This window comes from Geobacillus sp. WSUCF1 (assembly GCF_000422025.1).
Taxonomy (GTDB): domain Bacteria; phylum Bacillota; class Bacilli; order Bacillales; family Anoxybacillaceae; genus Geobacillus; species Geobacillus zalihae.
In genome coordinates this window covers 24854-41951 of sequence record NZ_ATCO01000023.1, presented here as the reverse complement: position 1 = coordinate 41951, position 17098 = coordinate 24854, and the positions used below count along the sequence as shown (strand labels likewise).

At 53.3% G+C, this 17098-nt stretch carries 11 protein-coding genes and 6 pseudogenes; all 17 read right to left on the bottom strand.

Features of this window, described 5'->3' with window-relative positions:
* Nucleotides 1-78 precede the first annotated feature (78 nt).
* The 17 genes and pseudogenes from dusB to spoIIE all read right to left on the bottom strand — a co-directional run bounded on the left by dusB (nucleotide 79) and on the right by spoIIE (nucleotide 17049).
* Nucleotides 79-1028 (bottom strand): annotated as a pseudogene (gene dusB, locus I656_RS0114800) (tRNA dihydrouridine synthase DusB).
* A gap of 67 nt (nucleotides 1029-1095) precedes the next feature.
* Nucleotides 1096-1317 carry a helix-turn-helix domain-containing protein gene (locus I656_RS0114795; protein WP_011229587.1) on the bottom strand — a complete coding sequence of 74 codons (222 nt, stop codon included), beginning with the start codon at nucleotides 1315-1317 and terminating at the stop codon, nucleotides 1096-1098.
* Nucleotides 1269-1796 carry a 2-amino-4-hydroxy-6-hydroxymethyldihydropteridine diphosphokinase gene (gene folK, locus I656_RS12595; RefSeq protein WP_015373716.1) on the bottom strand — a complete coding sequence of 176 codons (528 nt, stop codon included), beginning with the start codon at nucleotides 1794-1796 and terminating at the stop codon, nucleotides 1269-1271. Before folK ends, I656_RS0114795 begins: the two co-directional genes overlap by 49 nt.
* Nucleotides 1797-2186, bottom strand: a complete 390-nt coding sequence (gene folB, locus I656_RS12600) for a dihydroneopterin aldolase (protein WP_014194586.1) — start codon at nucleotides 2184-2186, stop codon at nucleotides 1797-1799.
* A pseudogene (folP, locus tag I656_RS0114790) lies at nucleotides 2149-2999 on the bottom strand (dihydropteroate synthase). Before folP ends, folB begins: the two are co-directional and overlap by 38 nt.
* Entirely contained in the window at nucleotides 2999-3874 is an 876-nt protein-coding gene (gene pabC, locus I656_RS12605; protein WP_015373713.1) for an aminodeoxychorismate lyase, read from the bottom strand. Before pabC ends, folP begins: the two are co-directional and overlap by 1 nt.
* Nucleotides 3875-3879: 5 nt before the next feature.
* Nucleotides 3880-4455, bottom strand: coding sequence for an aminodeoxychorismate/anthranilate synthase component II (pabA, locus tag I656_RS12610; RefSeq protein WP_015373712.1), 576 nt, complete (start codon nucleotides 4453-4455; stop codon nucleotides 3880-3882).
* A 5-nt stretch (nucleotides 4456-4460) separates the two neighbouring features.
* Nucleotides 4461-5881, bottom strand: a pseudogene (pabB, locus tag I656_RS0114785) (aminodeoxychorismate synthase component I).
* A 115-nt stretch (nucleotides 5882-5996) separates the two neighbouring features.
* Nucleotides 5997-6922: pseudogene (gene cysK, locus I656_RS0114780) on the bottom strand (cysteine synthase A).
* 86 nt (nucleotides 6923-7008) lie between these two features.
* The gene (gene hslO / locus I656_RS12615) at nucleotides 7009-7899 is read right to left on the bottom strand and encodes an Hsp33 family molecular chaperone HslO (RefSeq protein WP_015373710.1); all 891 of its coding nucleotides are present in this window, start codon (nucleotides 7897-7899) and stop codon (nucleotides 7009-7011) included.
* Nucleotides 7900-7907: 8 nt separating this feature from the next.
* A complete protein-coding gene (locus I656_RS12620) occupies nucleotides 7908-8684 on the bottom strand; it encodes a type III pantothenate kinase (RefSeq protein WP_011229578.1) in 777 nt (258 codons plus the stop codon).
* A gap of 127 nt (nucleotides 8685-8811) precedes the next feature.
* Nucleotides 8812-10711: pseudogene (gene ftsH / locus I656_RS19680) on the bottom strand (ATP-dependent zinc metalloprotease FtsH).
* Nucleotides 10712-10805: 94 nt separating this feature from the next.
* The gene (gene hpt / locus I656_RS12625; protein ID WP_012820458.1) at nucleotides 10806-11351 is read right to left on the bottom strand and encodes a hypoxanthine phosphoribosyltransferase; all 546 of its coding nucleotides are present in this window, start codon (nucleotides 11349-11351) and stop codon (nucleotides 10806-10808) included.
* An 11-nt stretch (nucleotides 11352-11362) separates the two neighbouring features.
* Nucleotides 11363-12758: pseudogene (tilS, locus tag I656_RS12630) on the bottom strand (tRNA lysidine(34) synthetase TilS).
* Between the two features lie 67 nt (nucleotides 12759-12825).
* A complete protein-coding gene (locus I656_RS12635) occupies nucleotides 12826-13800 on the bottom strand; it encodes a protein kinase domain-containing protein (RefSeq protein ID WP_015373707.1) in 975 nt (324 codons plus the stop codon).
* Complete coding sequence (locus I656_RS12640; protein WP_020754013.1) at nucleotides 13763-14539, bottom strand: VWA domain-containing protein; 777 nt, start codon at nucleotides 14537-14539, stop codon at nucleotides 13763-13765. Before I656_RS12640 ends, I656_RS12635 begins: the two co-directional genes overlap by 38 nt.
* Before the next feature lie 29 nt (nucleotides 14540-14568).
* Nucleotides 14569-17049: a stage II sporulation protein E gene (spoIIE, locus tag I656_RS12645; RefSeq protein WP_020754012.1), complete on the bottom strand. Its 2481-nt coding sequence runs from the start codon at nucleotides 17047-17049 to the stop codon at nucleotides 14569-14571.
* Nucleotides 17050-17098: the final 49 nt, after the last annotated feature.

Below are 17098 nucleotides of genomic sequence, written 5' to 3'. Positions count from 1 at the left end.
CCGACATTCATCTCCCACCTACTCACTGGGTTACACCCTTCGCGTTCCTTGAGGTGGGAGACTTCTTTCGGAAATCCGTTAAACGGCTTCGGCGTTCGCCGCTGCTTGGACTTCCGCTTCCTCCGCCACGCGAAGCAACAGTGCGGCCAGTTCGTCCCGCGTTTCACATTCATTGATGGCGTTCCGGATTTTCGCTGCGCCGCGAATGCCTTTTAAATACCAAGCAGCGTGTTTACGCATTTCTTTGACGGCGATATACTCGCCTTTTAAGGCAATTAATCGGTCTAAATGCAGCAGGCAGACATCGATTTTTTCCCTCGCGTCGGTTCCGGGATGAGCTCTCCAGTTTCTAAATAACGGACAGTGCGATAGATCATCCAAGGGTTTCCAAGCGCCGCCCGTCCGATCATGACGCCGTCGACCCCTGTTTCTTCAAGCATCCGCTTTGCATCTTGAGGCGTTTTGACATCTCCGTTGCCGATAACCGGGATGTTGACGGCTTCTTTCACTTGCTTGATGATGTTCCAGTCCGCTTTTCCTTCATACATTTGCACCCTTGTCCGTCCGTGGACGGCGACGGCCTTCCCGCCGGCGCGCTCAACGGCTTGAGCGTTTTCGACGGCGTAAATGTGCTTTTCATCCCAACCGATCCGCATTTTCACCGTGACCGGTTTTTCAACGGCATCGACGATCGCGGCAACGACATCATAAATTTTATTCGGGTCAAGCAGCCATTTCGCTCCAGCGTCGCAATTCGTAATTTTCGGCACTGGGCAACCCATGTTGATGTCGATGATATCTGCATTCGTATTTTTATCGACAAATTTCGCCGCTTTGACGAGCGTTTCTTTCTCGCCGCCGAAAATTTGCAAGCTGATCGGCTTTTCCCGTTCATCAATATATAACATGTTTAACGTCTTTTCGTTGTTGTATACGATTCCTTTGTCGCTTACCATCTCGGCGCATACAAGCCCGGCGCCGAATTCTTTGACGGTCAGGCGGAACGCGGAGTTGCATACGCCTGCCATCGGAGCGAGCACGACGCGGTTTTTAATTTCGACATCGCCAATGCGAAACATCGCAGATGCCTCCTTTCTACTTGTTCGATTCGAGTTTCGGCGGCGCCAGTTCTTCCACCGATATATTCAGCCGTTCGGCGATTTGTCCAACGAGCGAATCGGACGGCATCCGGTTCCCCCGTTCAATTTCACCAAGGATCGATACGGAAATGCCTAGTTCTTTCGCCAGTCTTTCTTGCGTATATCCTTTCAACTTTCGAAAAGCGCGAATACGTCTTCCCCATCTTTCCGCTTCCATACATGAACTCCTTTTTTGTCAGGTAGTCGGCCAATGATGTCGATTAACGGCTCGGAAAGGTTCGGTATTGCCACGTGGGAGTTGACTTCAAACAACGGGATGAGCACGAACGCCCGCTCCGCCATGCGCGGATGCGGGATCGTCAGCTGCTCTGTTTCAATATTTTCATGATTATACAGCAAAATGTCAAGGTCTAACGTCCGTGGTCCCCAGCGAATTTCCCTTTTTCTTCCAAGACGTCGTTCGATTTGCTGGGTCACGTCAAGCAAGGCAAACGGCGACAACGTCGTCGCCACCTCGATCACCATGTTTAAAAACTTGCCTTGGTTGACATAGCCGACCGGATCGGTTTCATAAATCGATGAGCTCGATGTGATCAAAATTTCCTGATGATGATGGAGCGCTTCAATGGCAGAACGCAAATAGGAAACACGATCTCCGAGGTTGGAGCCTAAAGCGAGATATGCGATGTTTTCCATTTAACGACCCCTATCAATTTCGACTGCGACATGTTGATAATGGCCGCGAATCGGCGGATTCGGCTTCGTCACTTTGACAATGCAGCGCTCGACAACAGGAAAGGCAGCGAGCAAGTCGGCGGCGATCGCTTCAGCGACCGCCTCGATCAAGGCGAACGTCCGCTCCTCAACGATCGCCCGGCAGCGCTCGTACACATCGGCGTAGTTGACGGTATACTCAAGACAATCGCTCCGCCCGGCGGGCTGCAAGTCGAGCTCCAACGTCACATCGACCAAAAATCGCTGGCCAAGGATGTTTTCTTCGCGAAACACCCCGTGGTAGCCGTAAAACTCCATGCCTTGCACATAAATTTTATCGATGACCGCTCTCTCCCTTCCCAAGCATAGCATCCATCATTTTGGCCATGCGGGCAATCGGCAATACATCATGGACTCGGACGATGTGCACCCCTTTCATGATGCCGAGACAAACGGTCGCTCCTGTTCCTTCGACCCGCTCCTCGACAGGCACGCCGAGCACATGGCCGATAAATCGTTTGCGCGACGTGCCAAGCAAAAGCGGATAGCCGAGAGCGGCAAATTCATCAAGGCGCCGCATCACCTCCAAGTTATGCTCGACCGTCTTGGCGAAGCCGATCCCTGGATCTAAAATAATGTTCTCATCTTTCACACCCGCCTCTTTGACAATGCGAATGCTTTCTTTCAAATCGGCGATCATGTCGGAAATCAAATCGCGATAGGCCATATCGCGGCGGTTGTGCATTAAAATGATCGGCGCGCCGTACGTGGCGGCAACACCGGCCATATCAGGGTCCGCCTTGGCTCCCCAAACGTCGTTGATGATGTGCGCCCCAGCTCCATGGCTTGCCGCGCCACTTCCGCTTTGTACGTGTCAATTGAGATCGGCACACTCACCGCCTTAGCAATCGCTTTTACCGCCGGAATGACGCGGCGCAATTCTTCATCAAGCGGCACTGGATCCGCCCCCGGACGAGTTGATTCACCGCCGATGTCAATGATGTCTGCTCCTTCCGCCACGAGCCGCTTCGCGTGCTTGACCGCGTTTTCCACGTCGTAAAACCGGCCGCCGTCGGAAAACGAATCGGGCGTGACGTTGACAATGCCCATGATCAACGTTTTTTTGTTTAAGTCAAGCTCATGCCCGCGGCATTGAAGCCGAAGAGGGCGCATCGATGTTGTCATCAGTCGTTCATCCTTTCTGCCAATTCGTTCCTCGTCCATAGCCGATGGGTCAAGCGTCGGTAATGGTGCTGCAAGGCCCGGACCACCGGACCATTTTTTCCTTGGTAAACGCAATGGCCAATGCGGCAAAGGGGTACAATTTCCTGCACAGAGTTGGTGATAAATGCTTCATCAGCCTGCAACAAATGGGACAGCGGATATACCCCTTCTTCAACTGGGATGCGCAACTGCTTGAGCAAAGCAATGATGAATTGTCTTGTGATGCCGTTTAATATGCCGACAGCCGGCGCTGGCGTGTAGACGATGCCGTCTTTCACCCAAAAAATATTGGAAACGATCCCCTCCGCTACCGCACCATCTGAATTCAAAAAAATTCCTTCCGCATGAGGTCGATGTCCGAGCTCCCATTTCCCAATCATATTGTTTAAATAATGGTGCGACTTTAGTCGCTCATTGCCTTCCGGGCTGTTTCGCCTTGCCGCGAGCACCACCCCTTCTTTTCCTTCCGGAGGGACGGACGGCGGAAGCGGCTTCATATAGACGATGACGGTCGGGTTTCGGTAACGTTCGATCGGCAAGCCGAGATCGCCGACCCCGGCCGATACATTGAAGCGCACATAAGCGTCGCGCAAGCCATTGGCCTCGAGCAACTGCTCGATGATCGCCACCACTTCGGCGCGGCCGAACTGCCTTTCGATGTGAAGCTCAGACAGCCCTTTGTTCAATCGGGCCAAATGATCGTCAAGCAAAAAAGGGTGGCCGCTATACGTGCGGAATGTTTCAAATAAGCCGAGCCCATATAAAAAGCCGTGATCAAACGCTGATAACTGCGCTTCTTCGCGCGGAACGACCGCGCCGTTGATATACACGTACATGACTGTCACGCCTTTTTATACGTGTTGATAAAGTTTTTCAACAGCTGCATCCCATGGCTTGTCATAATCGATTCCGGGTGAAACTGCACGCCTTCCACCGGCAGCGTTTTATGGCGAATCGCCATCACTTCACCCTCTTCCGTCCAAGCCGACACGACGAAACAGTCCGGAAGCGTCTCTTTCTCGACGATAAGGGAATGGTAGCGCGTTGCCGTAAACGGGTTCGGCACGCCGCGGAAAATCGTCTCCCCATCATGGTAGACGGACGATGTTTTCCCGTGCATCAGCCTTGGAGCGCGGACAACGCGGCCGCCGAACGCCTGGGCGATGGCTTGATGTCCGAGGCAGACGCCGAAAATCGGAATTTGGCCGGCAAAGCGATCGATGACTTCCAGGCTGACCCCTGCCTCATTCGGTGTGCATGGACCGGGGGAAATCATAATAAAATCAGGGCGGAGTCGTTCGATTTCAGCCACCGTAATTTCATCATTCCGTTTGACAATCAGCTCTTCTCCCAACACGCCCAAATATTGCACCAAATTGTACGTAAATGAATCGTAGTTATCAATCATGACGATCATCATTCTCACCTCATGCTCGGAAATAATGCCTCTGCTTCGCTCAGCTCTTTCGCTTTCCAAAGGGCAGCCGCTTTCTTTAAACATTCCTTGTACTCATGCTCTGGGTTGGAATCGATGACGATGCCCGCTCCTGCCTGTACATGCGCCAATCCGTCTTTGACGACCATCGTTCGAATGGCGATGTTTAGCTCCATGTTTCCTTGAAAATCGATCCAACCGATCGAGCCCGTGTACAAGCCGCGGCGGACCGGTTCCAACTCTTCAATAATCTCCATTGTTCGCACTTTCGGAGCGCCGGTGATCGTCCCGCCGGGAAACATGGCGCGAATGACGGAAAACGCATCGTGCTCCGTCGTCATGGTGCCGGATACGTGAGAAACGATATGCATCACATGAGAATACTTTTCGACGGTCATCCATTCGTCAACTCGAACCGTCCCGTATGCACAGACGCGCCCAAGGTCATTCCGTTCAAGATCAACGAGCATGGCGTGCTCGGCCCGCTCCTTTTCACTCGCAAGCAACTTGCGAGCAATTTGTTCATCCTCTGCCGCCGTCCGACCGCGCGAACGTGTGCCGGCAATCGGCCGCGTCTCAAGACGCCATCCCCGCTTGCGGACGAGCAACTCCGGCGAGCCGCTGACGACTTGAAATTCCGGGGTATGCAAATACGCCATGTAAGGGGACGGGTTCAGCATCCGCAACTGCTTGTAGACGGCAAATGGATGCGTCACCAGCGGCTGCGACTGACGCACCGATAAGTTGACTTGAAACACATCGCCCGCCGCAATATAGCGTTGCACGCGGCGAACCGCATCCATAAACCTCTCTTTTGTCATGGAAACAGACGGCGCAGCTGTCGAGGCAGCAAGCGGCCAGACCAGCGCTTCATTCCGATCCTCGAGCCACATCCGTGCTTGCCGCGCAAGCCGCCGGTTTGCTTCGCTTTCCTCCCCTTCATTCGCGTAGGCAAGCAAATGAAGCTGTTCAGTTTGGTGATCATAAATCGCTACGTCGTCAAAGAGGAAAAAATACATGAGCGGCAGCCGCAAATCATCTTGCGCGAGCACCGGGAGCCGTTCCAGATAGCGAACCGCATCATAGCTAATGAAACCGATCAGCCGCCTTGGCAAGGCAACGACTCCCCCTCATCCGGCACGGCGAAACACCGAAGCCATTGCCGGAGCCCTTCGAGCGGCGAGCCATCCAGCACCGTTTCAACCCCGCGCTGCTTGATGATGAGCCGCCGCTCGTCAGCGCGGATCACTCCGATCGGGTCAAGGCCGATCATGCTGTACCTTCCCCCTTGGCCGCTCTCAAGCAACACATGATGAGGCCGGCTATAGGCCAGCTGTTCGTACTGGCGGAACCAATCCCGTCCGCGATAATCGATAGTTCGTTTCAGTCGCCTGCGCCGCTGTTCCATCCTCGTCAGCTCCTTACGATGTCCATAGTTACTTTTATTGTACAATGATTGTCCGTCTGGGTCACCATCCTCGTAAAAAAAATTCGACAGGGTTGCCCCTGCCGAAAAAGTCTGCTTAGTCTTCAAATTGGTAAAGAGGCGTGCTCAAATAACGTTCGCCGTTGCTCGGGATGATGGCGAGCACTTTTTTCCCTTTGCCGAGCTCTTTCGCCACTTTCAATGCCGCATGAATCGCAGCGCCGGACGAAATGCCGCCGAGAATGCCTTCCTCGCGAGCCGCGCGGCGGGCCGCCGCAAACGCTTCTTCCGTCGTTACCGTAATAACCCCATCGTAAATGCTCGTATCCAAAATATCTGGAACAAAGCCAGCGCCGATCCCTTGGATTTTGTGCGGGCCCGGTTTTCCTCCCGACAAGACTGGGGAATCGGCCGGTTCAACGGCGTAAATTTTAATGTTTGGGTAAGCTTCGCGCAACACTTTGCCTGCTCCGGTGATCGTTCCGCCCGTGCCAACGCCGGCAACAAACGCATCAAGCTGGTCGCCCATTTGCTCCACGATCTCTTTCCCGGTCGTCAAGCGATGGATTTCCGGGTTCGCCTCGTTTTTAAATTGCTGCGGCATAAAGTAGCCGTGCTCGCGGACGAGCTCTTCCGCCTTTGCGATTGCTCCGCGCATCCCTTGTGCACCCGGTGTGAGCACAAGCTCGGCTCCATACGCCCGCAGCAGGTTGCGGCGCTCCAAGCTCATCGTATCCGGCATGACCAATACAGCCTTATATCCTTTCGCCGCCGCGACCATCGCCAATCCGATCCCAGTGTTGCCGCTTGTCGCTCAACGATCGTGTCGCCCGGCTTCAGCTTGCCCGCTTTTTCCGCCGCTTCAATCATCGCCAACGCAATCCGGTCTTTGACGCTGCTGCCCGGGTTCATAAATTCCAGTTTCAAATACACATCCGCGCTGTCTTCATCAACGATGCGGTTCAGTTTCACGGCCGGCGTATCGCCGATCAATTCGGTTATCGAGTTGACTGTGCGTGCCATTGTTCCACCTCTAATCCCCATTAATTTTATCGACTTTGTCTCCAATGTATCAACTATTGGCGTAATTGTCAATCATTTTACTGTTTTCATTCTTTTTTTGCGAGTTGTTTCAACTGTTCCAGCTCCGCTTTGTCGAAATGGTACGTTTCATTGCAAAAATGGCACGAAGCTTCCGCCTGCCCTTCTTTGTCGATGATGTCTTGGATTTCCTCGGGCCCTAGGCTGATAAGGGCATCAGCGATCCGCTCGCGCGAACAGCGGCAGACGAATGACACCGGCATCGTCTCGAGCACACGGACGCCTCCATCTCCCAACAGTTGTTCGAGCAGCTGTTCCGGGCTGAGCCCTCTTTCGATCATGCGCGACACGGGCGGAATTTGTTTCAGCCGCTCTTCAATGCGAGTGATCGTGTTCTCCTCCGTCCCGGGCATCAACTGGATCATAAATCCTCCGGCGGCTCGGATGGTATGGTCGGGATTGACGAGCACCCCGACGCCAACCGATGACGGAATTTGTTCGGACGAAGCAAAATAATACGTAAAATCATCGCCAAGCTCCCCGGAGATAAGCGGCACTTGTCCGGTGAAAAAGTCGCGCAGCCCAAGATCCTTCACAACCGTCAACATCCCATTTTTTCCGACCGCCCGTGCCACATCAAGTTTCCCGTGCTCGTTCAGCTCAAAATGCACATGCGGATTCGTTACATAGCCACGCACTTCCCCTCTGGCGTTGCTGTCGACCAAAATGACGCCGATCGGGCCGCCGCCGTCAATTTTAATCGTCAACGTTTCCTCGCCTTTCAGCATCGCTCCCATCATAACACCAGCGGTCAACGCTCGACCAAGGGCCGCTGAGGCGGTCGGCCATGTTTGGTGGCGGCGTTGCGCCTCGGCGACCGTTTCCGTCGTTCTTGCGGCATACGCTCTCACTTGTCCATTGTAAGCGAGTGCTTTGACTAAGTAGTCTCCCATCTTCATCAAGCCTTTCATCCTTTTTTCTCGGTGTTTTTCTCGTACAACAATTTTAAGCCAGTCAGCGTCAAAAACGGATCAACGACATCGATGATGTCCGATTCGCTGGCAATGAGCGGAGCCAAACCGCCAGTAGCAATCACCTTCGGCGGGATTTTGCTTTTCGCCTTCATTCGCGACACGATGCCTTCCACTTGTCCGACATAACCGTATAAAATACCGGCTTGCATGGCGCTGACCGTATTTTTGCCGATGATATCATCCGGGCGGGCGATTTCAATGCGCGGCAATTTCGCCGCCCGCGCAAACAGAGCCTCTGTCGAGATCATAATTCCCGGGGCAATGGCCCCTCCCATATATTGTTTATGTTCATTAATATAACAATACGTCGTCGCCGTGCCAAAATCGACGATAATCAGCGGACTGCCGTACAAATGGATGCCGGCGACCGCGTTGACAATCCGGTCGGCGCCCACCTCACGCGGATTGTCATATTTGATGTCGAGCCCGGTTTTAATGCCCGGACCGACGATGAGCGGTTTGATATGGAAATATTTTAGACACATGCGTTCAAGAGCAAACATAATCGGCGGCACGACCGAGGAAATGATGATGCCTCGAATGTCGGAAAACTGCAAGCCGACATGGTTCAAGAGCGCTTTGATCATCATGCCGTATTCGTCTTCCGTTTTCGAGCGGCTTGTTTCAATGCGCCAATGATGTTTCAGTTCGTCCCCGTCATACACCCCTAACACCGTGTTTGTATTGCCGACGTCCAATACAAAAATCATCGCTTCATTCCTCGCTTTTCCTCGATAAATTCCCATTCTTTATCATATCATACTTACGGGAAAAAAACTGTCCTTCTTTCCCTGGGCCGCCGGCAAAAAAAAAGATGCCTCCGAACAGAGACATCGATTACTCCTCTTTCTTTTGGATGTTGATTTTCACATCGCCGTCGCTTTTGCCGGACTCCTCGCGCCCGTTCCGGTCTTTGGGCAGCGTGCCATGTTCGAACAAATGTTTAATTTGCTCCGCATCGAGCGTCTCGACTTCTAACAGCGTGTTGGCGATCAAATCCAATTTGTCCCGATGTTGGGTCAAAATTTGTTTCGCTTTTTCATAGCACTCTTTAATGATGCGCTGAATCTCTAAGTCAATTTCATAGGCGATTTTGTCGCTGTAGTTTTGCTCGTTGTGTAAGTCACGTCCTAAAAACACTTGCCCGCTCGGTTGGCCGAATTGAAGCGGACCAAGCTTTTCGCTCATGCCAAACTCCGTCACCATCCGGCGCGCGATGTTTGTCGCCCGCTGAAAATCGTTATGGGCCCCTGTACTCACTTCATTGAACACGATTTCCTCGGCAACGCGCCCGCCGAGCAGTCCGGTGATTTTATCCATCAGTTCGGCTTTCGTCATAAAGTAGCGGTCTTCTTTCGGCAGCATGACCGCATAGCCTCCGGCTTGGCCGCGCGGCACAATCGTCACTTTATGCACCATTTCCGCATCGGCGAGCACCATGCCGATGACCGTATGCCCAGCTTCGTGAAACGCGACGATGCGCCGTTCTTTTTCCGAAATGACGCGGCTTTTTTTCGCCGGTCCGGCAATCACCCGGTCCGTCGCCTCGTCGATGTCGCTCATATCAATTTTCTTTTTGTTGCGGCGCGCTGCAACGAGCGCCGCCTCATTCAGCAAGTTTTCCAAGTCGGCGCCGGAAAATCCAGGCGTCCGCATCGCGATCGTCTTCAAGTCAACCGATTCATCGAGCGGCTTGTTGCGGGCATGCACGCGCAGCACCGCTTCGCGCCCTTTGACGTCCGGGCGGTCGACGGTAATCTGCCGGTCGAAGCGCCCCGGGCGCAACAGCGCCGGGTCTAAAATGTCCGGCCGGTTGGTGGCCGCGATAATAATGATCCCTTCGTTGCCGTTAAAGCCGTCCATTTCGACAAGCAGTTGGTTGAGCGTCTGCTCACGCTCGTCATGGCCGCCGCCAAGGCCGGCGCCGCGCTGGCGGCCGACGGCGTCGATCTCATCAATGAAGATGATGCACGGGGCATTTTTTTTTCGCCGTTTCAAACAAGTCGCGCACCCGCGATGCCCCGACCCCGACGAACATTTCCACGAAATCCGACCCGCTGATCGAGAAAAACGGCACGCCCGCTTCTCCGGCAACCGCGCGCGCCAACAGCGTTTTCCCGGTTCCGGGCGGCCCAACGAGCAATACCCCTTTCGGAATGCGGGCGCCAAGTTCCGCAAACTTGCGCGGATCTTTTAAAAACTCGACGATTTCCACCAACTCTTCCTTTTCCTCATCTGCCCCAGCCACATCGCGGAAGCGGACTTTCCGCTTGTCATCCGTATACAGCCGCGCCCGGCTTTTGCCGAAATTCATCACCCGGCTGCCGCCGCCCTGTGCCTGGTTCAAAATGAAGAAGAACAAAATAAAAATAATCACAAATGGGATGATGGAAGTGAAAAACGTCACCCATCCGCTCGTTTCGTCCGCTGGCACGACTTCCACCCGCGTCCGCGCCGCCGCCGCATCGATGCGGTCAAGCACTTTGTCACTGTTCATGACGTAGGTGGAAAAGTACTGCCCTTCGCTATATGTTTTCAACTGGCCTTTGATTTCATATACGCCGCGTTCCGGCTTAATGGAAAACGACTTGACATCCCCGTTTTCCAGATGAGTGATGAACGCATCGTACGTCATCGGCTCCGTTCGCTGGTTCGTGCCGTTAAAAAAGCTGACGACGCCGATCACGACGAGGAAAATCAGCAAATAAAAGATGGTATTGCGGAAAATCCGGTTCATTTCTTGCCTCCTCCCATATGAAACACACTATACTCAATACTATCATAGAAATTTGTTTCAATACAAACAATTCGGCCGTCGCCCAGCAACCGTTCTACTTTTGGTACACTTCCGGCTTTAAGACGCCGATAAACGGGAGGTTGCGGTATTTTTCCGCGTAATCGAGCCCATAGCCGACGACGAATTCATCGGGGACGGTAAATCCGGTGTAATCGGCTTGAATGTCCGCCTTCCGTCCAGACGGCTTGTCAAGAAGCGTGACGATTTTGATCGAATTCGCCTTCCGGTAGCGAAACAAGTCGACCAAATAGCTGAGCGTCAGCCCGCTGTCAATAATATCCTCAATGATCAAAATATCCCGTCCTTCGACGGATGTGTTCAAGTCTTTGACGATTTTCACTTCGCCGGATGAAACGGTCGCATTGCCATAGCTTGATACGTCCATAAAATCCATTTCTAAATATGTATCAATATGTTTGAGCAAGTCGGCCATAAACGGCATCGCCCCTTTGAGAACGCCGACAGCGAGCGGAAAACGGCCTTCATATTCTTTCGTTAACAAACCGCCGAGTTCTTTGACTTTTGCCTGAATTTCCTCTTCCGTGATCAACACTTTTTGAATATCGTCTTTCATCCCCATCTTTTTTCCTCCTAGCTGTTCATCGCCTGATATTGCAGCAAAATATAGCGAGCTTGCCCAAGGTTTTGCGCTTCGAAAGCCGATTTTTTCAAGCCAGGCACCCAAAGGATGCGACCGTCGGCATCTTCGACAATCGGCCAGCGATCCCTTTCCATCCGCGGAATTTTTGCTTCAATGAAAATTTCTTTCAATTTTTTTGTGCCTCCCGTCCCCTTGAGCACCATCCGGTCGCCGCGCCGACGCGTCCGCACGCGAAGCGGCAAGGAGACGGAAGCAGGATCCACGACGAACCAATCATTCCCGGCCTGCTTTCTTGGATAGTGTTCCCCAAATTCACTGATGATTGCATAGCCGTTTGGGAGGGGCAATAGCGCCGGAACCGGCAGTTCAAACCAATAGCCTTTCTCGCCGCTTTCTGCGTCAAACGTAAACAAACAGCGGTCGTACGAGCGAATCACTTTGAGCCCTTTTGGCAAATCGATCATTCCGGAAGGGCGGCCGCGCTCACAAAGCATCAGTATATGGCCGATATGTACGGAAGTCAATGTCGGCGGAACGCCGTCATAAAGACGGAGAAGCAACAGCTGCAGCACCCGGCGCTGCAGCGGTCGCGGCAGCGCCAAAAATGGTCCGATGGAAAGCGCCGCATCGCGATGTTGTTTTTCCATTACTTTATTCAGCGCGTCCGCGGCTAATTCCTCCAAAAATTGCTCATCTTCCGCCATCATTTCGCTGTATTGCTGAAACCGCTCGTGCAGGCGCGGATTTTCCTGCCGCAGCAACGGGACAATATGATGGCGGAACCGGTTGCGCGTATAATCGTCTTTTTCATTGCTCGGATCGCGGCGTGGAGACAGCTCCATCTGCCGGCAATACGCTTCAATCTCCGCCCGGCTGACAGCCAAAAACGGACGGATGAGATAGCCGCCGTGAAACGGCCGTTTGACGGGGATACCAGCGTATCCTTTGCTTGTGCTGCCGCGCACAAGCCGCATTAAAATCGTCTCGACTTGATCGTCGCCATGATGGCCTACGGCGACGTACCCCGCTTGATGCTTTTCCATTAGTTCGGCAAAAAAGCGGTAGCGGCAGATCCGCGCCGCCTCTTGGGCGCCGAGACCTGCGCTGCGCTGAAAGGCCGGGACGTCGATTTGCGCAGTCTCACATAAAATACGGCGCTCCACGCAAAAACGTTTCACAAACTCCATCTCTTCTTCTGACTCCCGCCCACGAAACATATGGTCAACATGGGCCGCTATGACCTGAAGCTTCCATTCGTCGCGCAGCGACAAAAAAAACGTGCAGCAACGCAAGCGAATCCGGGCCTCCGGAGACGCCAACGATGACGGCCGCTCCTTCTGAAAGCAGTTGATGCCTGTGGATAAAGGCGCGCACTTTGTCGATCATCCGAGCCAACCTCTTTGCGTTTCGTTCAGCTTCATCGTAACACGTCCGCCCTGTTTTCTCAAAACAATTACATCGCCAGCTGCCAATATATATAAAAGGCATAGGCGCCCAGCAATGCGGCGGCGATGACCACCGTTTCGACAATCCCTCTCGCTTGGCGGCGCCGTTTCACCTGCCGCCCCGACCGACGGCTTGGCACTGCCTTTCTTTCGTTTTCCGCCGATGTATGGCGGGAAGAGGCGGCCAATAAGTCGCGACGCATATCGGCCGCCTTTCGATATCGGCCGTCAAGCGCCTTTTGCAGCACCTCCTTGTATCGGGTTAAAAAGCGGTCCGTTTCGATGATGGACAACAGCTGCGCCCGACCGTCACCCTTTTTCTCAATCGGCCCCGGGCAGCAAGAAGAAATCATCACCATCGCCGCCGCAAACAAGTCGTAAGATGGCTCCGCTTTGCGCGATCCAAGCCCCCAATAGCCGCGGTCATACAGCTCAGTAAACTCTTTTACCGCCCTTCCTTGCAGCGTCGTCCCGCCCACATCAAGCAACCGAACCGACGGCGGCGACCCGGTAACGATCAAATTATCCGGCTTTAAATCCCCAAATACCCATCCTTCTTGATGAAGCCGATCAAGCACCGACAACAGCTGCATCATGAGCACGGGCGCCCATTCTTTTCCACGGCGGCGGATGAAAGCAGCGAAATTCTCCCCTTCAATATACTCCATCACATAAAACGGGATCGTCTCCCGCGCAAACGGGCTTTGCCAGTCATCGGCTTCCAGCAAAGAAGGCCCGAGGGCGGCTCCCTGGACCTTAGCAAAACGGCGCAATATATTCATTTCCGATGCCAATGACGCATAGTCATCGCTCAACTTGACGGCGACGCGAGTCCGGCCGTTCTCCGCCAAATAGACGACGCCGTTCGCCCCGCTGCCAAGCCGCCGCAGCAGCCGGTAGGAACGGCCATGCCATTTCCCAGTGATGACCGTACCAGGCGGCAAATTACAAAGACGATTCTTCGATGTATGGCTCATCGCCATCGCCGATCCAGCTCCTTAACGACCGTTTACGCTCAAAATAGGCGATTGCCTCACGCAGCGCCGGTCCGGTCGGCGTCAGCCCGCCCGACGCCAATTTCGGAAAGATGGTGGACAACTCTTCAATCCTTGGCGTCCAGTCGATCATTTTTTCGGCGTGCGCCCGTTTTCCCGGGAAGATGAACACCGAAAAGCGGTTTTCGCCCATGCGCGCATTTAAGCTGAGCGATAAATCGATGAGCGCCTCTTTGACGGTCGGCAGTTTTGTTTTCATGCTCCCGCTCGTATCGATCAAAATGAGCACATCAAGGGCAACCGTTTCCCCGAGTTCATCGACGACTTCCATCACTTGGCCGCGCTTGTCCGGCGGCAAGTCCTCAAGCGAAACGTCAGAACCAAAGATTTGTTTCAACTCGCGATTGACGAGCCCTTGCAACGTCTGAGTCATCGCTTGGCGCGTCACCATTTGCACGGTTTGCGACAGCTGTTTCGCGTACACGACTTGGCTCATCCCGCCGCCAGCCGCGGCGATCGCTTCAATTTCCCGCCGTCCGTTTTCATCCATCGCACCTTGATCCAAGATGCCGATCACGTTCACCGTAATGCCTTGCTCACGGGCTAGCGCCGCCATGGCGGCTGGGTCCTCACCATGGTTGGAGCAGCCATCGGTAATGAGCAAAATTTGCCGCAACGTTCCCTTTCGCACGTTCGTTCCCCTCCTTGGCGAATGTATTACCATCATCGCCGCAGGGGAACGTTTTTATACGCTAGCTATTGCGCCTTTTTCATATACATGTATGCCGGAATCGTCGCCCATTTCGGCGTATTGTGCCGAACTTTGGCGACAACGACGGTCATATCGTCTTCAATCTCGCCGCCGCATTGGCGAATCACTTCTTCCATGATCAAATCGGCGACTTCCTGCGGGTCGTTCGTCTTTAATTCTTGAATTTTCCGCTTCATCCAAACATCATGGTTTTCGACGTTCATCGGCCCTTCAAACACACCATCGCTCATCATAATGAGCAAGTCGCCCGATTTCAGCTGCTCGGTGACAACGTCAAATTCCACTTCTTTAATGATGCCCATCGGCAAGTTGCTCGCTTCCACTTTCATCACCTTGTCACCGCGCTTAATAAAGCTTGGCGTCGATCCGATTTTCAAAAACTTCGTCACCGCGTTTTGCAAGTCGATGATGGCCAAATCGAGCGTCGCATACATGTCTTCTGTCGTCCGCAATGCCAAAATCGAATTGATCGATTTGATGGCAATCGACTCGTCCATTCCCGTCTGCAAAATCTTTTGCAACAGGCGCAGCGTCTCGCGGCTTTCGTCATGCGCCCGCTCCCCATTGCCCATGCCATCGCTGATGGCAACGGCGTACTTGCCGGTAGCAAGTTCAATCGTTGCATAACTGTCGCCAGAAATGAACCCCCCTCCTTTGGCGGCAAACGCGACGCCCGTTTCGACGACGAACGCTTTCGTCGAGCCGAAGGCGACGCGGCAGTAGCCGTTCGGGTAGGCGGCGCACTCTTCGCGCTTGACGACGATCGTCTCTCCTAAAATATCTGACAGCATCGGCGCGATCAGTTTTTCGCACTCACCCCGCCCTTCGCAGTAAGGAATGCTCATTTCAATATCGATATTTCCTTTTTCCAAACTGTAAATGTCGACATGGCCCACTTCGATGCCAAACTCTTGCAGCGCATGGTAAATTTGTTCTTCCTGCAAATAATGGTTTTCCTGTTCTTTCTGCATTTCTTTGGCGAAATCGTCCATCACTTGCGAAACGCCCAACAGCTGTTCAGCGACAAGCTTCCGGCTTTCGTGGATTTGCCGTTTGAGCTTGCGGTTTGCTTGATAAGCAACCATCTCTTTTTCAATCGCGTCGACGACTTTGCCGGCCTTGACGCAATACCGCTCCCACTCGCGCAGCAACTGATGGTTTTGCGACAATGTTTTTTCGTCCGCCTCGCCCATCATTTGCTTCATGTACGCATAGGTTGTACGAAAGTTGTCCGCCCAGCATTGCGTCTTCTTAAAGCACGTTTGGCACGTTTTTTCCGTGATGTCGCTCAAAAAATAGTCGACTTCACGGTCGCTGTATTCATTGGCATCCGGAAGCGGTTCGGGCGAAAAGCTTTCCGCCAGCGCCTGAAAGACGTTGGAAAACTGCGAGACGCGTTGCACCGTCATATCGCGGATTTTCCGGACGTATTGTTGTTGCTCATTGATATATTCTGCCGTGCCGGGAATGTATTTGGCGATTTTCTCCGTCAGTGAACGGGATGTACCAAAAAACAGCATAATTGCGATGCCGGATTCAAGCAACGTCGGCACAAGCTCACTCTTCCCTTCGCCGTATAAACCAAGCAACAGCGTCGCGACGAGGAGGCCGAACGCCACCCCAAGTTTTTTCCCTTCCCTCAGCAACCCGCCAAGCAGCCCGGCGAAAGCAAGCAAACTCATTTCCGACAAGTTGCCGACATTTGCCAAGCTCAGTACAAGCCCGGTGACAACGCCGACGGTGGAGCCGGTCGCCGCCCCGGCGACAAACGCGAACAACAAAACGAGGTAGCGCGACATCACATGCTCAAGCGACAAACCGTACACAGCCCAACCGATCATCCCGGTCAACATCGAGGCGAGCAAAATGATCAACGAAATGATCTCTTCCGCTCGCAACGCATGTTTATGCTTCTGCACTGTCAACAACGGGATGCTTTGCATAAAAATCAAGGTCAATACAAGCGACAGCCCGGCTTCGACGACCGCCATGGCGGCGCCGTAGACCGATCGCTCTCCGAGCCAATAATAGGAGATCAGCCATTTGGCGGAAAGAGACAGCACAAACACAACAAATGGAACGATTTTCAGTGACTCACTGATCACCCTCCGCACCCATCCGTAAATAAAGAGAAAACCAAAAATGGAAATGCCGACAAACAGCGCCACATCAAGCGACAGCGTCAAAGCACCGGCCAACAGCGAGATCAACGCAAAAGCGGCCTTGTCGCGGCGCAGCATATAGACCGAAACGAAAAATGGCAAAGCGAACGGGGTCAGCTTCGATAAAATCAACGCTCGTCCAAGCAAAAAGCCGACAAGAAGAAGCAAAAAGCCTTGATGGATGAACAGATGACCAAGGCGCAGCTTCACATGGCGCATCCAGCGCGACACCGTTGCTTGCGTGTCATGAATCGGCACTTCCGAAATGCTGCGGCGCACCGTCCCTCTTTCTACTCTTTCCATTCCCGATCCTCTCCTTTACCTTTCTATTACCCCCTATTATATAGCTTGA